Genomic DNA, 14,782 nt, shown 5'->3' on the forward strand with positions numbered 1-14,782 from the left:
TCACGCCTCCTTCGCCGAAACAGTATTAGGGACGATTTCACCGAGATATACCCAGCCTCCGTCAATCTTGGTGGTGTACTGGTCCAGGGGCTTGGCAGCCACGGCCAGTTGCCGGCCCTGCTTCGTATAGCGGGCGCCATGGCAAGGGCAATGATATTCATCAGGATGCGCCTTGTTATTATTCCAGCCTACGGTGCAGCCCAGATGCTTGCAGATCGGTGAAAGCGCATAAATATCTCCGTTCGCGTCTTTACGAATCCACGCCGTAAGCATCGCTGTACTGGCATACCATCCGTCCTGCTGCGGAAGCTCGAAGGTGAACTCCTGGGGCTCTTCGGTAATTTTGGACGCTTCCGCTACCTTGATGAATTCTCCCTCGCCTTTTTTCTGCAGAATCGGATCTACAGCAAACCGGACCATCGGCAGGATAACTCCGGCACCCATAAAGGCGGTAGCCCCTCCTAGTGTGTAGGTCAAAAACTGTCTGCGTGACATCTCGTTTCGGCTGGGCGGTTCTTGCGGAAGTGATTCTTCTTCTTCATTAAGGCTGCTCATACTGTATGTAACCCCCTTTTCAAAATGTGAGAAGGCACCTGCAGAGTTGTTGCATAGGTTTTTTAGGTAAAAATTCCGTTTTCAATGAAAAATATCACAGTTCATATAAGTTCATCCTAATCATAGCTTAGGGTCTAAAACCCGTCAAGAATATTGTCTAAATTGTGACAGGCGTTTAAGGTGCTTTTTTGATAAATTGTTGATTTTCCGTCACATTTAACTCATTTTCCATTCTCCCATAGGGCCTGGATTTCACTCAGCACATACACGCTTACCGAGGCTCTGGAATCGGCCGCTATCTCAGGCAGGCAAAGGAGTAAATCGCTTTCAAATATCTCCTCCCTGCGCAGCCCCTCATTGGCAGACATCACGATGGCGTACTGGAAGCCGCTGGATTTGACTTTTCGGCAAAGCTCATTCATCAGTGCTGTCATTCCAGGCCCTGCATACTGTACCGCCGGATAAGTCACGACCCGCCCTTTGTACGGTTGCTCGGCCAATTCCAGGAAATCACGCTGCCGTTCAAGTAACTTAACTGTCTCAGGCGGAGTCTCCGTGCCTTGAAGTCCGCTGTACGGAATGATGCAGGTATCATAGTATTGTCCATCGGTCTCCCAGGCTCTACTGTCAAAATCACTGAATTTCATAGATTCGCCCCCTCTAGCCGCATCCCGCAGCATGCATTTAACTTTAAAAGCATCATAAACAAGTGTATACGGCTTGGCAATCCTTAATTTTGAGAAAAAAAAGAAATGCGCCAGGCGCATTTCCTATGCCAAACTTTTCAGTTCTTCAGTCAGATTCCGGAAAGCCGCCTCATCACCAGCAGCCAGCGCCGTGTCGATCTTCCGGTACAACATGTCGGTACGACGCTTTCTTAACGCTTCATCCCACACCATTTCCGCAGCCAGCCCCAGCATCACTTCATAAGTAGCCTTCATTTTGTCCATTCGATACACCTCCGCTGTTTAAGAAATTCCGTATTCCAATGCTTTTTTCACATAGCTTTCACTTGTGCGTGCCATCCTCAGCAGATCCTGCTCAGTCAATTCACGGACCACTTTGGCCGGTATGCCCAAGGAGAGCGTATACGGAGGAATGATGGTATTCTCGGTTACAAGGGAGCCGGCTCCTACTAAAGCATATTCACCAATCTCTGCTCCGTTCAGTACAATTGCACCCATTCCGATTAATGTGCCCTTGCCTATCCGGCAGCCATGGATGATTGCTGAATGCCCGACCGAGATGTCATCCTCCAGCATCAGCGGCAATCCGTCCGCCACATGGCCGACCACACCGTCCTGAATATTGCAGCGCTCCCCGATGATCACCGGCGCCAGGTCACCGCGAAGTACGGCGTTGAACCAGACACTGGATTGTTTGCTTATTCTTACATCGCCAACGAGCTTAGCGCCTTCCGCCACATAGACTGTCTCGTCAAGCTGCGGTATGTAACTCCCATAGGCAATCCGCATCTCTCTCCTCCTTACCTGAGCAGATGCTTCGGCACAGCCGCCTCACATCCCCAGGGTGTCATCATGACCACTGTTCCTGCGGGTTCCTCACCAAGCTTAAGCATGCCCAGATGCAGCATCATCCGCAAGATTCGCTGTTCGAGAATGGAAGCGGCATCATCGTAATAAAAGGGCTTGATCAGCCAGCCGATTCCTTCTGACAGCGAGGCTGTGGTCACCCATCTGCCGGCACTTAGACTAATCCAGTAGACCAGCGAAGGCAAATTGGGAATAGCCCCTTTATACAGTCTTAACCAAAAGGAGAATAACTGCATCAGCTTTTCCGATTTCCCCTCCGCCAGAAAATGCCCGCCTGCCGCTGTAAGCTGCAGCCTGTAGCCCTCCTCGGAGATCCAGCGGCGGTGGCGGGCATAATCGTACAGCAGGGCAAATCTCGGCGGATAATGCTCACAAGCCCTGCCGTAGCCGAACCTCCAGCCGCCCTTGCCGAGTAAAGGCTCTGCAATCTGCAGCGCATTCATCACTCCCTGCTGATTGCGCTTATAGAGCGCGCCTTCCTGGTTCAGCTCAGGCTCATTCTCCTTCACATACCGCAGGAACAGCAGCAGATCTCCGGCCAGCAAATCCCCCTCCCCCCTGTACACCGCCGGCTCCGGGCCCGGAACAATCCGCTCCTGCAAATGCTGGCCCATCTGCTCACGGAAGCGCTTCTTCAGATCCAGCGGCACCTGGAACAAATACCGGCTCTGCTGGGAAGCTCCGCTGAACAGCCAGCCGCTATTCTTAAGCCGGCTGACCAGCTCGCGGTAGTCACCGCTTTTGCCGGGCGGGGCATCGAAGGAAGCCTGCCTGGCTGCAGCCAGCAGATCCTCCAGGCTGAAGTGGCTGCGTTCATCGAAGAGCAGGCTGTTCAGCAAACGCAGCTCCCCCGGAGAACTCCCCTTAATATGGGACTCCATGAACTCCCGGCTGCCCAAGGTGATCAATATACTCTGAATCAAATCATGTTTGGAATTCCGTTTGCATTCACACTGATAGCGTCCCGCAATGGCGGTCAGCTGACCAATGTCTGCATAAGTGAGCATATCCGCCAGATTCATCTCTCATCGCCTCACTGTTTTACTACCATTATGGGAAATACAGCCCTTTTTATTCCTTTCGCCGCAAAAAAAAATAACCCGAAGGGTCGGGTTAATGCTGTTTTTGTAAAATATGACGGGTACAGTTGTACAATAAAGGATTCCATTCCTGCTCGTTCTTCTCCAGAATCGTGAGCGAGAGATTGCCGAGCCGTTCCGAATATTTGTCTTTGTAGAGTGCGGTGTAGAGCTGTGCAAGGAATCCTCCATGGGAGATGACCAGGACATTCTTACCCGGGAACCGGGCCGTAATATCCTCCAGGAACGCAAGCCCCCGGACCTGAAGTGCCTCATCACTCTCCTGTCCCAGAGACAGCAGCTTCCAATCCTTGCCCCACTTGGCTTCACGGGCTTCGGCTGTCATGCCCTCCACCTGGCCGTAGGCACGCTCACGGATACGGTCATCCGGCTCAAGTAAAGGAATGCCCAGCTTGGCCGCTACGATCTTGCCGGTCTCTGCTGCACGGGACAGACTGCTGGTAATACAATAGTCCCAGTGATAAGGCTCCTGCAGCAGCCGGTCACCCAGCATCTCAGCCTGCCGCCTGCCTTCATCATTCAGCGGAATATCACTTTGTCCCTGAATTTTACCTACTGCATTCCAATCCGTCAGCCCATGGCGTATTAAGCCGATCAGCATCGCCTATCACCGTTCCCTTCCCTATTTATGTTTGCTTAATAATGTAACACGAATGAAAACAAATGTCTTCTTTTTTAGAACAAGTAGAAAACACATACATTCTTGTATTCAAATCAAAAACCCTCTTCTCCATGCTCGGGAAGGGGGTTCTCATTGTCTGCGGTACCGGTTCAGACGGACCAGCAGGAATATGGATAATCCGACGCCCAGCGTCGACAATACCATCCAGTACTGCGGATGTGCAGGGCCCATATTGGCCACCAGCGGCTCAATAATCCCGCCCTCAGACTCCACCGGATATGAAGATGACCAGTCCAGGGTTAAGCCTGCCACACCTGTCTCGACGATCCCGCTCTGTGCCGCCGTCGTATTCGAGGGGGTCTTGAACACGGTGAAATATAAGAAGCTTGAGATAAACACGGCTAAAAAACAGGCAATCCAGAGGCTTAAGCGATGCCGGAATACTGCAGAACTCCCCGCAGACTTCCCGTCACCGGGCATAAGCCAGGGGCTCTCCAGATAGATCCGCTCCATAACCTTACTGTTAATCGCTTCTGCCCGCTCATCGCTGACATCGAATCTTGTATCCTGCATAAGCTCACTGGTCTCCTGCCACAGCGCCCATTCGGCACTGCAGTAGGAGCAGGTTGCGATATGTCTCTCAAGGCTAATCCGCCTGGGATCTGTGGGGGGAGCGTCCCACAAGTGTGGAATGGAATCCTGCGCTTCCCTGCAATTCATAGGCCTTACACCCTCTCAGCCTGCTCTTCAAATTCAGGCTCATAGAAATAGGATTCGAGCTGGAGCTTCACACTGCTCCTTGCCCGGAACAGCAGTGACTTCACTGAGCTGACGCTCTGATCCAGAATCACGGCAATTTCCTGATAATCCATCTGATCATATTCACGCAGAATCAGCGCGGAGCGCTGCTTCTCCGGGAGATTGTTAATCGCTTCGCGAACGAGCTCCATCCGTTCCTTGCGCAGTGCTGCCTGTTCCGGGGCAACATCAAGCGGTGCCACAGGTGTATAGCCGCTCTCTTCAAGCGACACATTCCCGGCACGGTTCTTGCGAAGCTCACTGAGCACTGTATTGCGGGCAATGGTGTACAGCCATGTGGAGAAAGAAGCATCCACTTCCCGGAAGGAATGAAGACTCCGGAAGGCTTTGTAGAAGGTCTCTGAACAGAGGTCTTCGGCAATCAGCTCCATATGGGAGTTCTTCAGCATGTGGTACACAAAAGCCAATATTTTGCGTTGATATCGTCGCATGAGTTCCGAATATAATTCTGTATCGCCTTGCTTGATTAGCTGGATCAACTGGGAATCCGTCATGGTGAGTCGGCCCTCCTCGCCCTTGCACGTGTAATCCCGTCCGGTCCGTATCTACTTATACCGGGCAGGTAACAAAAAGTTGCGGCATACCTTCATTTTTTGCAGCACAAAAATCCAATCTTCCTATGTATATTCAACTTACCGTTATTTAAGGCTTCCAACCTTCAATTCCTTTTGTAAGACAGAAGAATGGCAGCATTCTCCTTACAGGACAACACAGCCCGTCTCCACTTGTTCAGCAAGCGGTTACCTATACTTGGAAGGAATCTATAAACATACTTAACCCAGTATAGCATAGTTTCTAACGGGAGGAAATTAATAGACTTTGAGAGACGGGCAGACAGTCCGATGAAAGCGGTCTTATTTTCTTTAAATAAAGTGTTGACAAAATGTAAACGGATACATATAATAAAAGTACAGTATGGTTTCTCTCCACTCCTATCCAAACACTACACGGTTCCAAGAAATTGTGAACTGTAACCGCTTATTATGTAAGCGGTCTTTTTTTTGTCCATTTTTACGAACATTTGGGTATTTACTGGCCGCTTGTTTACTGCCGCAGCCGGAGCGCCACCTGATAGCAGTAATTGGATTTCCTACAGTTATTTAGGATATGTTATTCTTTTTCGGCACAATAGTTGGACAAACAACACTTATTTCCTCGCCTCTCCCACAGCATGGCGGAAACTAGCAATATTAGTTGCTGTTTTTCCACTTGCTTCCTGATATCCGGCAACTATTGCTGAATTAAGTTACGTTTCTCCACTTACTTCCTGGAGGAAGCTGTTAATTTCAAAAAATAAGAGCCGGGGCATCCGTCCCCGGCTCTTATTTTGCTTTCTACATATATTTTACATATATACGGTATAATCATTCTCCTGCAGCAGAATTCTGGCCCGCTCCATATCGTTCTCCTGGCGGAAGGACAAGCGCATGATCCCGGGAACATCCTCGCGGCTCTCAATAATCTGCACGTTGCTAAGGTTGATGCCCTGGTCGCCCAGCTCCGTAGCAATCCGGCCGATAATGCCGGGGTGATCGGGAACATCAATATGCAGATCGAACAGCGGAGTGATCATGCCCTTGCGCCGCTCAGGAAGCTGGCTGCGGAATTGATTCGCCTCCTGGAAGGCCGACTCGATCCCTGCGCCATCCCCGCTCTCCAGCAGATGGATGAACGAGGACACCTCATCGTTCCAATCCTTCAGCAGCCGCAGCATCACAGAGCGGTTATTCAGCAGAATATCGCGCCAGATGATCGGATCGCTCGAAGCAATGCGGGTAATATCACGGAAGCCCCCCGCAGCCAGCGTGCTGTACAACGAGTCCGAATGATCGTATGCATGAATCTGATTGACCAGGGCTACCGCAATAATATGCGGCAGATGGCTGATCGCTCCAACAATCTCATCGTGGCGCTCCGGATCAAGCCGGACTATCTGCGCTCTCGTATGCAGCAGGAGCGACTCCAGAGCCTGGTAGGCAGCTTCCGGCACGCCAGGCGGAGGTGTAAGCACGTAATACGCATTCTCAAACAGTAAAGAGGAGGCTGCCTCTACGCCTGAACGCTCCGATCCGGCCATAGGATGGCCTCCGATGAAATGTACACCGGGAATATCCAGTGTAAGGGCACACGCGGCAATGCTGGCCTTGGTGCTGCCAACATCCGTAATAATGCAGCCCGGCTTCAGCGGCAGCTTGCTTAACCGCTGAAGATAGTCCTCAAGCATGCCTACCGGCACACACAGAAAAATATAATCCGCATCCAGTGCAGCTTCCTCAAGTGATAATGTAGCCTGATCAACCACACCTCTGCTCACATATTTAGCAGCAGATTCAGGGCGGTGGGCATGGCCTACAACGGTCAGACCCTCCTTGCCTTTGAAGCAAAGGGCCAGTGAGCCGCCGATCAGGCCGACACCGAAAATTGCTATTTTTGTCGTCATGTTCTTAGTACTACCTGCCTTCTGTGGTATCGTCAATCCAGCTGCTGAGCCCTCACGGTTATGCGCGAACTTCCTGCTCCTTCAGCGCCTGCTCCAGGGCAGCTACGAAGGCTGTGTTCTGCTCGGCGGAGCCGATGGTCACCCGCAGGTAGGTCGGATACCGGTGGAAGCCTGTTCTGACGATGATTCCCTGACGCAGCAGCGTATCGAAGACTTCAGCAGCCGGCTTGCGTACATCCACCATAATGAAGTTCCCGTGAGCCGGGAACGACGTAAGCCCGAGACGCGCGAATTCCGCCTCAAGCTGCACAATCCCTGCACTGTTAAGCGCACGGCACTGCTGCACATATTCCTGATCGGAGAGTGCTGCCACCGCCGCCACCTGAGCCAGGCGGGTCGTATTGAACGGCTCGCGCACCTGATTAATCAGGGAGATTACCTGGCTGCTGGCCACACCATAGCCGATACGGAGCGCCGCAAGACCATAGATCTTGGAGAAGGTACGAAGGACTACCAGATTAGGGTATTTGTCGATCAGCTTAATGCCGTCGGTGTAGCTGAGATCCGTTACATATTCGTAATAGGCTTCATCCAGGACTACCATCACGCTGGCAGGTACTGCATCCAGGAACGAAATCAAGGCGTCCTCGGGCACAATGGTACCGGTTGGATTGTTGGGATTACAGATCCAGATGATCTTGGTCCGGTCTGTAATCTTCGCCAGCATTGCATCCAGATCATGCGTTCCGTCTTTAAGCGGGACTTCTATAGTTATAGCCCCTTCGATATCCGCATTGCTCTTATATACGGAGAAGGTCTGATCGGCCATAATCGTCTCGTCACCGGGCAGGAAGAAGGCACGGGCAATCAGAGCAATAATCTCATCAGATCCGCATCCGAAAATAATACGCTCACCCGCCACGCCCAGATGCTTAGCCAGCGTCGCTGTCAGCTCAGCGGCAGAGCCGTCCGGGTATAAAAAGAGATTATCCAGCTCCGCTACAATAGCGGCCTTCGCACTTGGTGCAGCCCCGTAAGGGTTCTCGTTGGATGCCAGCTTAATGACTTCGCTTAAGCCCAGCTCCTTCTTGACTTCTTCAATCGGCTTCCCCGGCTTGTAGACAGGAAGGTCAACGATATTCGGTTTTGGATTCATGGGTGATCCTCGCTCTCCAATTATTAATTAGGTCTTAATTGTGCCACAAATTCACGAATTTGCAACAGTCCGGCGCTTCTCGTCTGCGGCTGGGACAGCAGGGGAATAACCTCCTCCACCTTGCGGACAATGGCGCTTCCGACTACTACACCATCACAGATCTTCGCAAAACGGGATACCTGTTCTCCAGTGGAGATCCCGAATCCTACAGCAACAGGCAGGTCCGTAGACCGGCGGACGGACGCAATGAACTCATCTACTCCGTTGTGGAAGCTTGAGCGCTCCCCGGTTACCCCGAGCGAGGATACGCAATAGACGAAGCCGCTCGCGCCGGATACGATCCGGGCAATCCGTTCGCTGGAGGTCGGAGCCACGAGCGGAATAAGATTCACTCCGGCGGCACGGCTGCGTGCACGCAGGTCCTCCGATTCCTCCACCGGCACGTCAGGGATGATCAGCCCGCTGATCTCATGGGCATTCAGCTCCGCAAAAAACGTATCCAGCCCCAGCTGCATCACCGGATTGTAATACGTGAACAGGATGAACGGCAGTTCACTGCCTGCCTGCCGGGCCTTTAGCGCCGTCTCCATGCAGGTGCGCAGATGAACCTTGCTGCGCAGCGCTCTTGCAGACGCCCGCTGGATGACCGGACCGTCGGCCAGCGGATCGGAGTAAGGAACGCCCAGCTCCAGAATATCCGCTCCCGCTGCCTCCAGCTCGGCAATAATATCCAGCGTCGTCTCAAGATCAGGATCGCCTACGGTTAAGAACGGAATAAGGGCAGTACGGCCTTCCGCCTTCAGCCGGTTAAACGTCAGGTCCATCCGGTTCGTCGTTTCGGTTGTCATTGCTGCTCCGCCCCTTCCGTATAAGCCATAATGGATTCCACATCTTTGTCGCCGCGTCCTGACAGGCAGATCACCACAATATCATCCTTGGTCAGCGTCTTGCCAAGCTTCACCACATGGGCAATGGCATGAGCCGATTCCAGGGCAGGAATAATTCCTTCCGTCACGCAGAGCAACTTCAGCGCATCCAGTGCTTCCGCATCCGTCACCGGCACATACTGGGCACGGTGAATGTCCTTGAGATAGGAATGCTCAGGCCCCACGCCCGGATAATCGAGTCCGGCCGATATGGAATGGGCCTCGATGACCTGTCCATGCTCATCCTGCAGCAGATAGCTCAGCGAGCCCTGGAATACGCCATGGCTTCCCTTGCTCATGGTTGCTGCATGGAACGGAGTGTCTACGCCTTTACCGGCGGCTTCAACACCAATCATCGCCACCTGCTCATCCTCCATGAACGGGTAGAACATGCCGATAGCATTGCTGCCTCCGCCTACTGCGGCAACCAGCAAATCCGGCAGACGCCCTTCCGCCTCCAGAATCTGGCGGCGGGTCTCATCCCCGATAATCCGCTGGAAGTTGCGGACCATCATCGGATACGGATGGGGACCAACCGCAGAGCCAAGCACATAGAACGTATCTTCCACATTGCTCACCCAGTAGCGGAGCGCCTCATTCCCGGCATCCTTCAGCGTTCTGGAGCCGGAGGTCACCGGAATAACCTCTGCCCCGAGCAGCTTCATGCGGAAGACATTCAGCGCCTGGCGGCGGGTATCCTCTTCACCCATGAACACCTTGCATTCCATACCGAGCAAGGCGGCTACCGTAGCTGTCGCTACTCCATGCTGGCCTGCGCCGGTTTCGGCAATCACCTTGGTTTTACCCATCATTTTGGCCAGGATGCCTTGTCCGATAGCGTTGTTGATCTTGTGGGCGCCTGTATGATTGAGGTCCTCCCGCTTCAGATAGATCTTGGCCTCGCCAAGCTCCTTGCTTAGCCGCTCTGCATAATATAGCGGGGTCTCGCGGCCCGAATACTGCTTGAGCAGATAATCTATTTCCTCCTGAAAGGCCGGGTCTGCCGAGAATTTATTGTAAGCCTCTTCCAGCTCGATCAGTGCAGTCATCAAGGTCTCAGGAACGAAGCGGCCTCCAAAAGAACCAAAACGTCCATTTTTGTCCGGTACTTGTATCATGATTGCTTCACCCTTTCTACGAAAGCTGTCATTTTGGCAATGTCCTTACTGCCGTTACTCTCAACTCCGCTGGAGACATCCACGCCATAAGGAGTGTAGCCGTCCAGCAGCTCGTTCACATTGTCCGGATGCAAGCCTCCGGCTATAAATAAAGGCAGCGCATGCTTCGCCGCCGCTTGCTGGTATAAGGGAATCTGCTCCCAATCAAATGTACGGCCCGTACCGCCGCGCTCCTGCGGATCATAGGTGTCCAGCAGCAGAGCATCAATGGTGCCCGCATAGCTGTCCAGCAGAGGCTGAACCTCATCCCCTGCTTCAGGATTACGTCCGGCTACCGAAAGGGCCTTCCAGACCTTAACCTGGGGAAAAGCCGCCTTGACCTCCGCACAGAACTGTGGACTCTCTTGTCCATGAAGCTGCACAACATCCAGCGGTACAGTTCTCAGCAGCTCTGCCAGCTCGGAAAGGCCGGGGTTAACGAATACGCCCACCGGTCGGGGCGCAGGCTCAGACTTCCAGTTGCCCAGCTCTGCAATCAGCTCCGTAGCCGTTTGCGTTGTAACCCTCCGGCGGCTGGGCGCAAACACCAGACCCACATAATCGAGCGGCAAACTATTCATAGATTTTAGCACTTCAACGCCCTGAAGTCCACAGATTTTTACGAGGGGTTCAGTCACGATGCACACGATCCTTCCCGGCAGGAAGCGGACCGAGCAGCTGATTGACCGCCTGCTCTACATCCGGCTGGCGCATCAGGTATTCTCCGACCAGCACACCGGTTGCCCGTGTCTTGCGGAGATACGCAATATCCTCCGGCCCTGTAATCCCGCTCTCGCTGATTACCGGAAGACCGGCGGGCAGCAAGGCTGCCAGCTCCTCCGTAGCGGAGAGTGAGGTTTCGAACGTCTTGAGATTCCGGTTATTGATGCCCAGCAGAACCCCGGGATGTTCAGCCTTACCAGTAGACAATACCGTCTCCAGTTCAGTGCGGTCATGGACCTCAATCAGGATATCGAGTCCAAGCGCGGCAGCGGAGTCGGTGAACCCTGCGAGCTGCTGCGGGGTCAGAATGGCCGCAATCAGCAGAATCGCATCCGCGCCAAGCAGGCGGGCCTCGTAGATCTGCTTCTCATCGATAATGAAGTCCTTGCGCAGCAGCGGAAGCTTCACCGCCTCTCTTACCTGCTGCAGATACACGCCGCTGCCCTGAAAATAATCCTTGTCCGTCAGCACGGACAGGCAATCGGCTCCTGCCGCTTCATAGCCCCGGGCAATCGTCACCGGATCAAAATCGGCCCGGATCAGCCCCTTGGACGGCGAGGCCTTCTTCACCTCGGCGATCAGCCCCATCTCCCGGTTCCGGCGTTCAGTCAGAGCGCTGCGGAAGCCTCTGGTAGCAGGCAATGCGGCAATGGAGCGCTCCGCCGCGGCGAGCGAGAATTGCTGGCTTAACGCTTCTACCTCTTTCACTTTCGTGGCAACAATCCGGTCAAGATACATAATCAAGCTCCTTTGTCATCGCTTTTAACTGTTCCAGCTTGCGCAGGGCCGCCCCTGAATCCACAACCTCTCTGGCACGGTCCACGCCTTCCTTAAGTGTATCCGCCAGACCGGCGACATAGATGCAGGCCCCGGCATTCGCCAGTACGATATCACGGTACGGATTGATATTACCCTCCAGTACTGTAGTGATAATCGCCGCATTCTCAGCAGCATCGCCGCCCATGACGTCCTCCAGCGGATGCTGGCTGAGGCCAAGCTCCTGCGGTGTAATTTCGTAAGTGGTGACTATGCCCTGCTTCAGCTCGGAGACCTGCGTCGGTGCCGAGATGCTGATCTCATCCAGGCCGTCCAGGCTGCTCACAATCATCGCCCGCTTGGAGCCGAGCTCACCCAGGACCATGGCAACCGTCTCTGTCTTATTGCGGTCATAAATGCCCATCAGCTGCCGGTCTGCTCCGGCCGGATTGGTCAGCGGGCCCAGCATATTGAAGACCGTCCGCACACCCAGCTCACGGCGGGGAGCAGCGGCATGCTTCATGGACGGATGATAGATTTGAGCGAACAGGAAGCAGATGCCGATACTGTCCAGACATTGCCGCGCCTGCTCTGCATTCAGATGAATATTGACGCCGAGCGCTTCCAGCACATCTGCACTGCCCGCTCTCCCGGACGCCGAACGGTTGCCATGCTTCGCCACTCTTACAGAAGCAGCGGAAGAGATGATCGCCGAAGCTGTGGAGATATTGAATTTATGAATACCGGAGCCGCCCGTGCCGCAGGTGTCCAGCAGCTGGCTCCGCTCGGTAAGCACCTGTGTGCCGAAACCGCGCATCGCCTCTGCGAAGCCGGTGATTTCTTCGACGGTCTCGCCTTTGATCCGCAGCGCGGTCAACAGCGATCCGATTTGTGCGGGTGAAGCTGCACCTTCCATAATCGTGCCCATAATCTCGCGGGCCTGTGTACGGGTAAGATCCTTTCCCTCGATTAAACCGGCAATTCCTGATTGTAGTAACTGGCTTGCGTCCATAGTTCATGTCCTCCTAAAATTTTTAAGTTTTATGGAGCATTCTCTGCTCTTCTGATCTCGTCTCTGCTAATTCCCGGTTCACGGGGTATATTCATACATATAATCCTGGTTAATGACCTGCTTCTCCTTCATTTCAGCGGGGAACATCGCTTCCGCCATTCGGATTGCTTTCAGCATTCCCTTGGCCTTGTTCACTGTCTCCTCATATTCCTTCTCCGGCACAGAATCCCAGACGATTCCTGCTCCGGCCTGCACATAAGCGCGGCCTTTGCGGAAGATAATCGTACGGATCGTGATGCAGGAATCCATATTCCCGGAGAAGCCGAGATATCCGATCGCTCCGGCATAAGCCCCGCGGGCTTCCCGCTCCAGCTCGGCAATAATCTCCATCGCCCGCAGCTTCGGCGCTCCTGATACCGTACCTGCCGGAAGGCAGGAGAGGAAGGCATCGAAGAAATCCTTATCCTCTGCCAGCGTTCCGGTCACATTCGAGACCAGATGCATGACATGCGAGTATTTCTCAATCTCCATGAATGTATTGCATTTCACGCTGCCGAATTTCGAGACCCGGCCCAGATCATTGCGGCCCAGGTCTACAAGCATCAGATGCTCAGCACGTTCCTTCTCGTCCTCCATCAGCTCTGCGGCGAGCTGATGATCCTCTGCCGCGCTCGCTCCGCGCGGCCGGGTTCCGGCAATCGGCCGGGTCTCCACCCGTCCGCCGTCCACCTTGACCAGCGCTTCCGGCGAGGTGCCGACGATGATCTCCTCATCCATTTTGAGATAATACATATAAGGGGATGGGTTCAGAATGCGCAGCATCCGGTACACATGCAGCGGAGAGACCTCGGTCTCGATATGCATCCGCTGTGACAGCACCACCTGGAAGATATCTCCGGCACGGATGTATTCTTTGGCCTGCTCTACGTTACTTATATACTGTTCCTTGGTGAGATTCGAGTGAATCTCACCCAGCTCGATATCCTGCGGAATGCTGCGGCGGTTGACGTTCTCCTTCGGGCCTTCCTTTTGCAGCTCCTCTGCCAGACTCACTAAGCGATTGCTCAGTTCCTCGTAGCCCGCCCGGATATCCGAATCCGTATCTCCATCCTTGATATGAAGATTACCCACCAGCAGGATCTGCTGCTTCACATGATCGAAGACGATAATGCGGTCACAGAACATAAAGCGGATGTCATCCATATTCAGGTCATCTACCGCATGAGCGGACAGCTTCTCATAATACTGCAGCAGATCATAGCCGAAGAATCCGATGGCTCCGCCCGTAAACGGCGGCATACCGTCCAGCTTGGGACTACGGTAGGAACGGAGCAGCGCTTTGAGCTCCTCGACAGGTTTGCCGGACAGCTGTTTTTTCTCGCCGCCGACCTCCACCTGGATCTTCCCCTTTTTGCCGGAGATCATCAGGAACGGATCACTGCCGATAAAAGAATAACGCGCCCATTGAATGCCGCCCTCTACACTCTCCAGCAAAAATGCGCGATCCTGCTCTGCAAACCGCTGGAACAGCCGGATCGGCGTTTCCATATCAGCCAGCAATCTTGTTACAACCGGGATCAGATTGTATTCGCGCGACAGCGACACCACTTCTTCAATGCTCGGATTCGTCACTTGGGTAACCTCCTAGGGGATAACGGATATTGTCCGAAATACAGAAAAACCTCTACCGGAGTAGAGGTTTGTTGATAGTCAGTATGTGAATTAGCGCCTCGGACCGGCATGAACCCAATCGAATGCTAGAGATTCCTCCATGGATACAGGAATAGCGCAGATGCAACTCATCCTAAGTTACGGCTATACAGGTATACCAAAAAAGAACACTGACAATCAAGGGTCTGCTCTGCAATAGGTCCTACACTCAGCTCAACTATACTCTACTCAACTCATTCTAAACTCTGCTTTACTCGGCTAACTTCACTATACATGATGACGGTAGTCATTG

General features: G+C 53.4%; 16 protein-coding genes. All 16 read right to left on the reverse strand.

The features are described from left to right. Window positions 1–555 (reverse strand): ubiquinol-cytochrome c reductase iron-sulfur subunit, encoded by a 555-nt coding sequence (locus NST69_RS19260; RefSeq protein WP_036727269.1) that lies wholly within the window; start codon window positions 553–555, stop codon window positions 1–3. A gap of 221 nt (window positions 556–776) precedes the next feature. Then, window positions 777–1,202: a DUF2487 family protein gene (locus tag NST69_RS19265; protein WP_342546921.1), complete on the reverse strand. Its 426-nt coding sequence runs from the start codon at window positions 1,200–1,202 to the stop codon at window positions 777–779. Between the two features lie 123 nt (window positions 1,203–1,325). After that, window positions 1,326–1,505 (reverse strand): IDEAL domain-containing protein, encoded by a 180-nt coding sequence (locus NST69_RS19270; protein WP_036698090.1) that lies wholly within the window; start codon window positions 1,503–1,505, stop codon window positions 1,326–1,328. Window positions 1,506–1,523: 18 nt separating this feature from the next. Beyond that, window positions 1,524–2,030 (reverse strand): gamma carbonic anhydrase family protein, encoded by a 507-nt coding sequence (locus NST69_RS19275; protein WP_342546922.1) that lies wholly within the window; start codon window positions 2,028–2,030, stop codon window positions 1,524–1,526. A gap of 11 nt (window positions 2,031–2,041) precedes the next feature. After that, window positions 2,042–3,130, reverse strand: a complete 1,089-nt coding sequence (locus NST69_RS19280) for a hypothetical protein (protein WP_036727274.1) — start codon at window positions 3,128–3,130, stop codon at window positions 2,042–2,044. Window positions 3,131–3,221: 91 nt separating this feature from the next. Continuing rightward, entirely contained in the window at window positions 3,222–3,809 is a 588-nt protein-coding gene (locus tag NST69_RS19285) for a histidine phosphatase family protein (RefSeq protein ID WP_339310367.1), read from the reverse strand. A 150-nt stretch (window positions 3,810–3,959) separates the two neighbouring features. Then, window positions 3,960–4,403 (reverse strand): anti-sigma factor, encoded by a 444-nt coding sequence (locus NST69_RS19290; RefSeq protein WP_245367978.1) that lies wholly within the window; start codon window positions 4,401–4,403, stop codon window positions 3,960–3,962. A gap of 152 nt (window positions 4,404–4,555) precedes the next feature. Further along, a complete protein-coding gene (locus tag NST69_RS19295; RefSeq protein WP_036727278.1) occupies window positions 4,556–5,143 on the reverse strand; it encodes a sigma-70 family RNA polymerase sigma factor in 588 nt (195 codons plus the stop codon). Between the two features lie 851 nt (window positions 5,144–5,994). Continuing rightward, window positions 5,995–7,089 carry a prephenate dehydrogenase gene (locus NST69_RS19300; RefSeq protein WP_342546923.1) on the reverse strand — a complete coding sequence of 365 codons (1,095 nt, stop codon included), beginning with the start codon at window positions 7,087–7,089 and terminating at the stop codon, window positions 5,995–5,997. A gap of 58 nt (window positions 7,090–7,147) precedes the next feature. Continuing rightward, the gene (hisC, locus tag NST69_RS19305; RefSeq protein ID WP_342546925.1) at window positions 7,148–8,245 is read right to left on the reverse strand and encodes a histidinol-phosphate transaminase; all 1,098 of its coding nucleotides are present in this window, start codon (window positions 8,243–8,245) and stop codon (window positions 7,148–7,150) included. Window positions 8,246–8,268: 23 nt separating this feature from the next. Then, entirely contained in the window at window positions 8,269–9,093 is an 825-nt protein-coding gene (gene trpA / locus NST69_RS19310; RefSeq protein WP_342546926.1) for a tryptophan synthase subunit alpha, read from the reverse strand. Further along, window positions 9,090–10,289: a tryptophan synthase subunit beta gene (gene trpB / locus NST69_RS19315; RefSeq protein WP_076079183.1), complete on the reverse strand. Its 1,200-nt coding sequence runs from the start codon at window positions 10,287–10,289 to the stop codon at window positions 9,090–9,092. The genes trpA and trpB overlap by 4 nt, the downstream gene beginning before the upstream one ends. Next, window positions 10,286–10,966: a phosphoribosylanthranilate isomerase gene (locus NST69_RS19320; protein WP_342546927.1), complete on the reverse strand. Its 681-nt coding sequence runs from the start codon at window positions 10,964–10,966 to the stop codon at window positions 10,286–10,288. Before NST69_RS19320 ends, trpB begins: the two co-directional genes overlap by 4 nt. Beyond that, window positions 10,959–11,789, reverse strand: coding sequence for an indole-3-glycerol phosphate synthase TrpC (gene trpC / locus NST69_RS19325; protein ID WP_342546929.1), 831 nt, complete (start codon window positions 11,787–11,789; stop codon window positions 10,959–10,961). The genes NST69_RS19320 and trpC overlap by 8 nt, the downstream gene beginning before the upstream one ends. After that, window positions 11,779–12,819, reverse strand: coding sequence for an anthranilate phosphoribosyltransferase (gene trpD / locus NST69_RS19330; protein ID WP_342546931.1), 1,041 nt, complete (start codon window positions 12,817–12,819; stop codon window positions 11,779–11,781). Before trpD ends, trpC begins: the two co-directional genes overlap by 11 nt. A 78-nt stretch (window positions 12,820–12,897) precedes the next feature. Next, window positions 12,898–14,451, reverse strand: coding sequence for an anthranilate synthase component I (gene trpE / locus NST69_RS19335; RefSeq protein ID WP_340951660.1), 1,554 nt, complete (start codon window positions 14,449–14,451; stop codon window positions 12,898–12,900). Window positions 14,452–14,782: the final 331 nt, after the last annotated feature.

Source organism: Paenibacillus sp. FSL P2-0089, assembly GCF_038595095.1.
Lineage (GTDB): Bacteria > Bacillota > Bacilli > Paenibacillales > Paenibacillaceae > Paenibacillus_AQ > Paenibacillus_AQ silagei.

What these genes read in the sequence shown, in the direction of transcription:
- NST69_RS19260 (WP_036727269.1), bottom strand. Translation starts at nt 555, where the DNA reads ATGAGCAGCCTTAATGAAGAAGAAGAATCACTTCCGCAAGAACCGCCC.
- NST69_RS19265 (WP_342546921.1), bottom strand. Translation starts at nt 1,202, where the DNA reads ATGAAATTCAGTGATTTTGACAGTAGAGCCTGGGAGACCGATGGACAA.
- NST69_RS19270 (WP_036698090.1), bottom strand. Translation starts at nt 1,505, where the DNA reads ATGGACAAAATGAAGGCTACTTATGAAGTGATGCTGGGGCTGGCTGCG.
- NST69_RS19275 (WP_342546922.1), bottom strand. Translation starts at nt 2,030, where the DNA reads ATGCGGATTGCCTATGGGAGTTACATACCGCAGCTTGACGAGACAGTC.
- NST69_RS19280 (WP_036727274.1), bottom strand. Translation starts at nt 3,130, where the DNA reads ATGAATCTGGCGGATATGCTCACTTATGCAGACATTGGTCAGCTGACC.
- NST69_RS19285 (WP_339310367.1), bottom strand. Translation starts at nt 3,809, where the DNA reads ATGCTGATCGGCTTAATACGCCATGGGCTGACGGATTGGAATGCAGTA.
- NST69_RS19290 (WP_245367978.1), bottom strand. Translation starts at nt 4,403, where the DNA reads ATGCAGGATACAAGATTCGATGTCAGCGATGAGCGGGCAGAAGCGATT.
- NST69_RS19295 (WP_036727278.1), bottom strand. Translation starts at nt 5,143, where the DNA reads ATGACGGATTCCCAGTTGATCCAGCTAATCAAGCAAGGCGATACAGAA.
- NST69_RS19300 (WP_342546923.1), bottom strand. Translation starts at nt 7,089, where the DNA reads ATGACGACAAAAATAGCAATTTTCGGTGTCGGCCTGATCGGCGGCTCA.
- hisC (WP_342546925.1), bottom strand. Translation starts at nt 8,245, where the DNA reads ATGAATCCAAAACCGAATATCGTTGACCTTCCTGTCTACAAGCCGGGG.
- trpA (WP_342546926.1), bottom strand. Translation starts at nt 9,093, where the DNA reads ATGACAACCGAAACGACGAACCGGATGGACCTGACGTTTAACCGGCTG.
- trpB (WP_076079183.1), bottom strand. Translation starts at nt 10,289, where the DNA reads ATGATACAAGTACCGGACAAAAATGGACGTTTTGGTTCTTTTGGAGGC.
- trpC (WP_342546929.1), bottom strand. Translation starts at nt 11,789, where the DNA reads ATGTATCTTGACCGGATTGTTGCCACGAAAGTGAAAGAGGTAGAAGCG.
- trpD (WP_342546931.1), bottom strand. Translation starts at nt 12,819, where the DNA reads ATGGACGCAAGCCAGTTACTACAATCAGGAATTGCCGGTTTAATCGAG.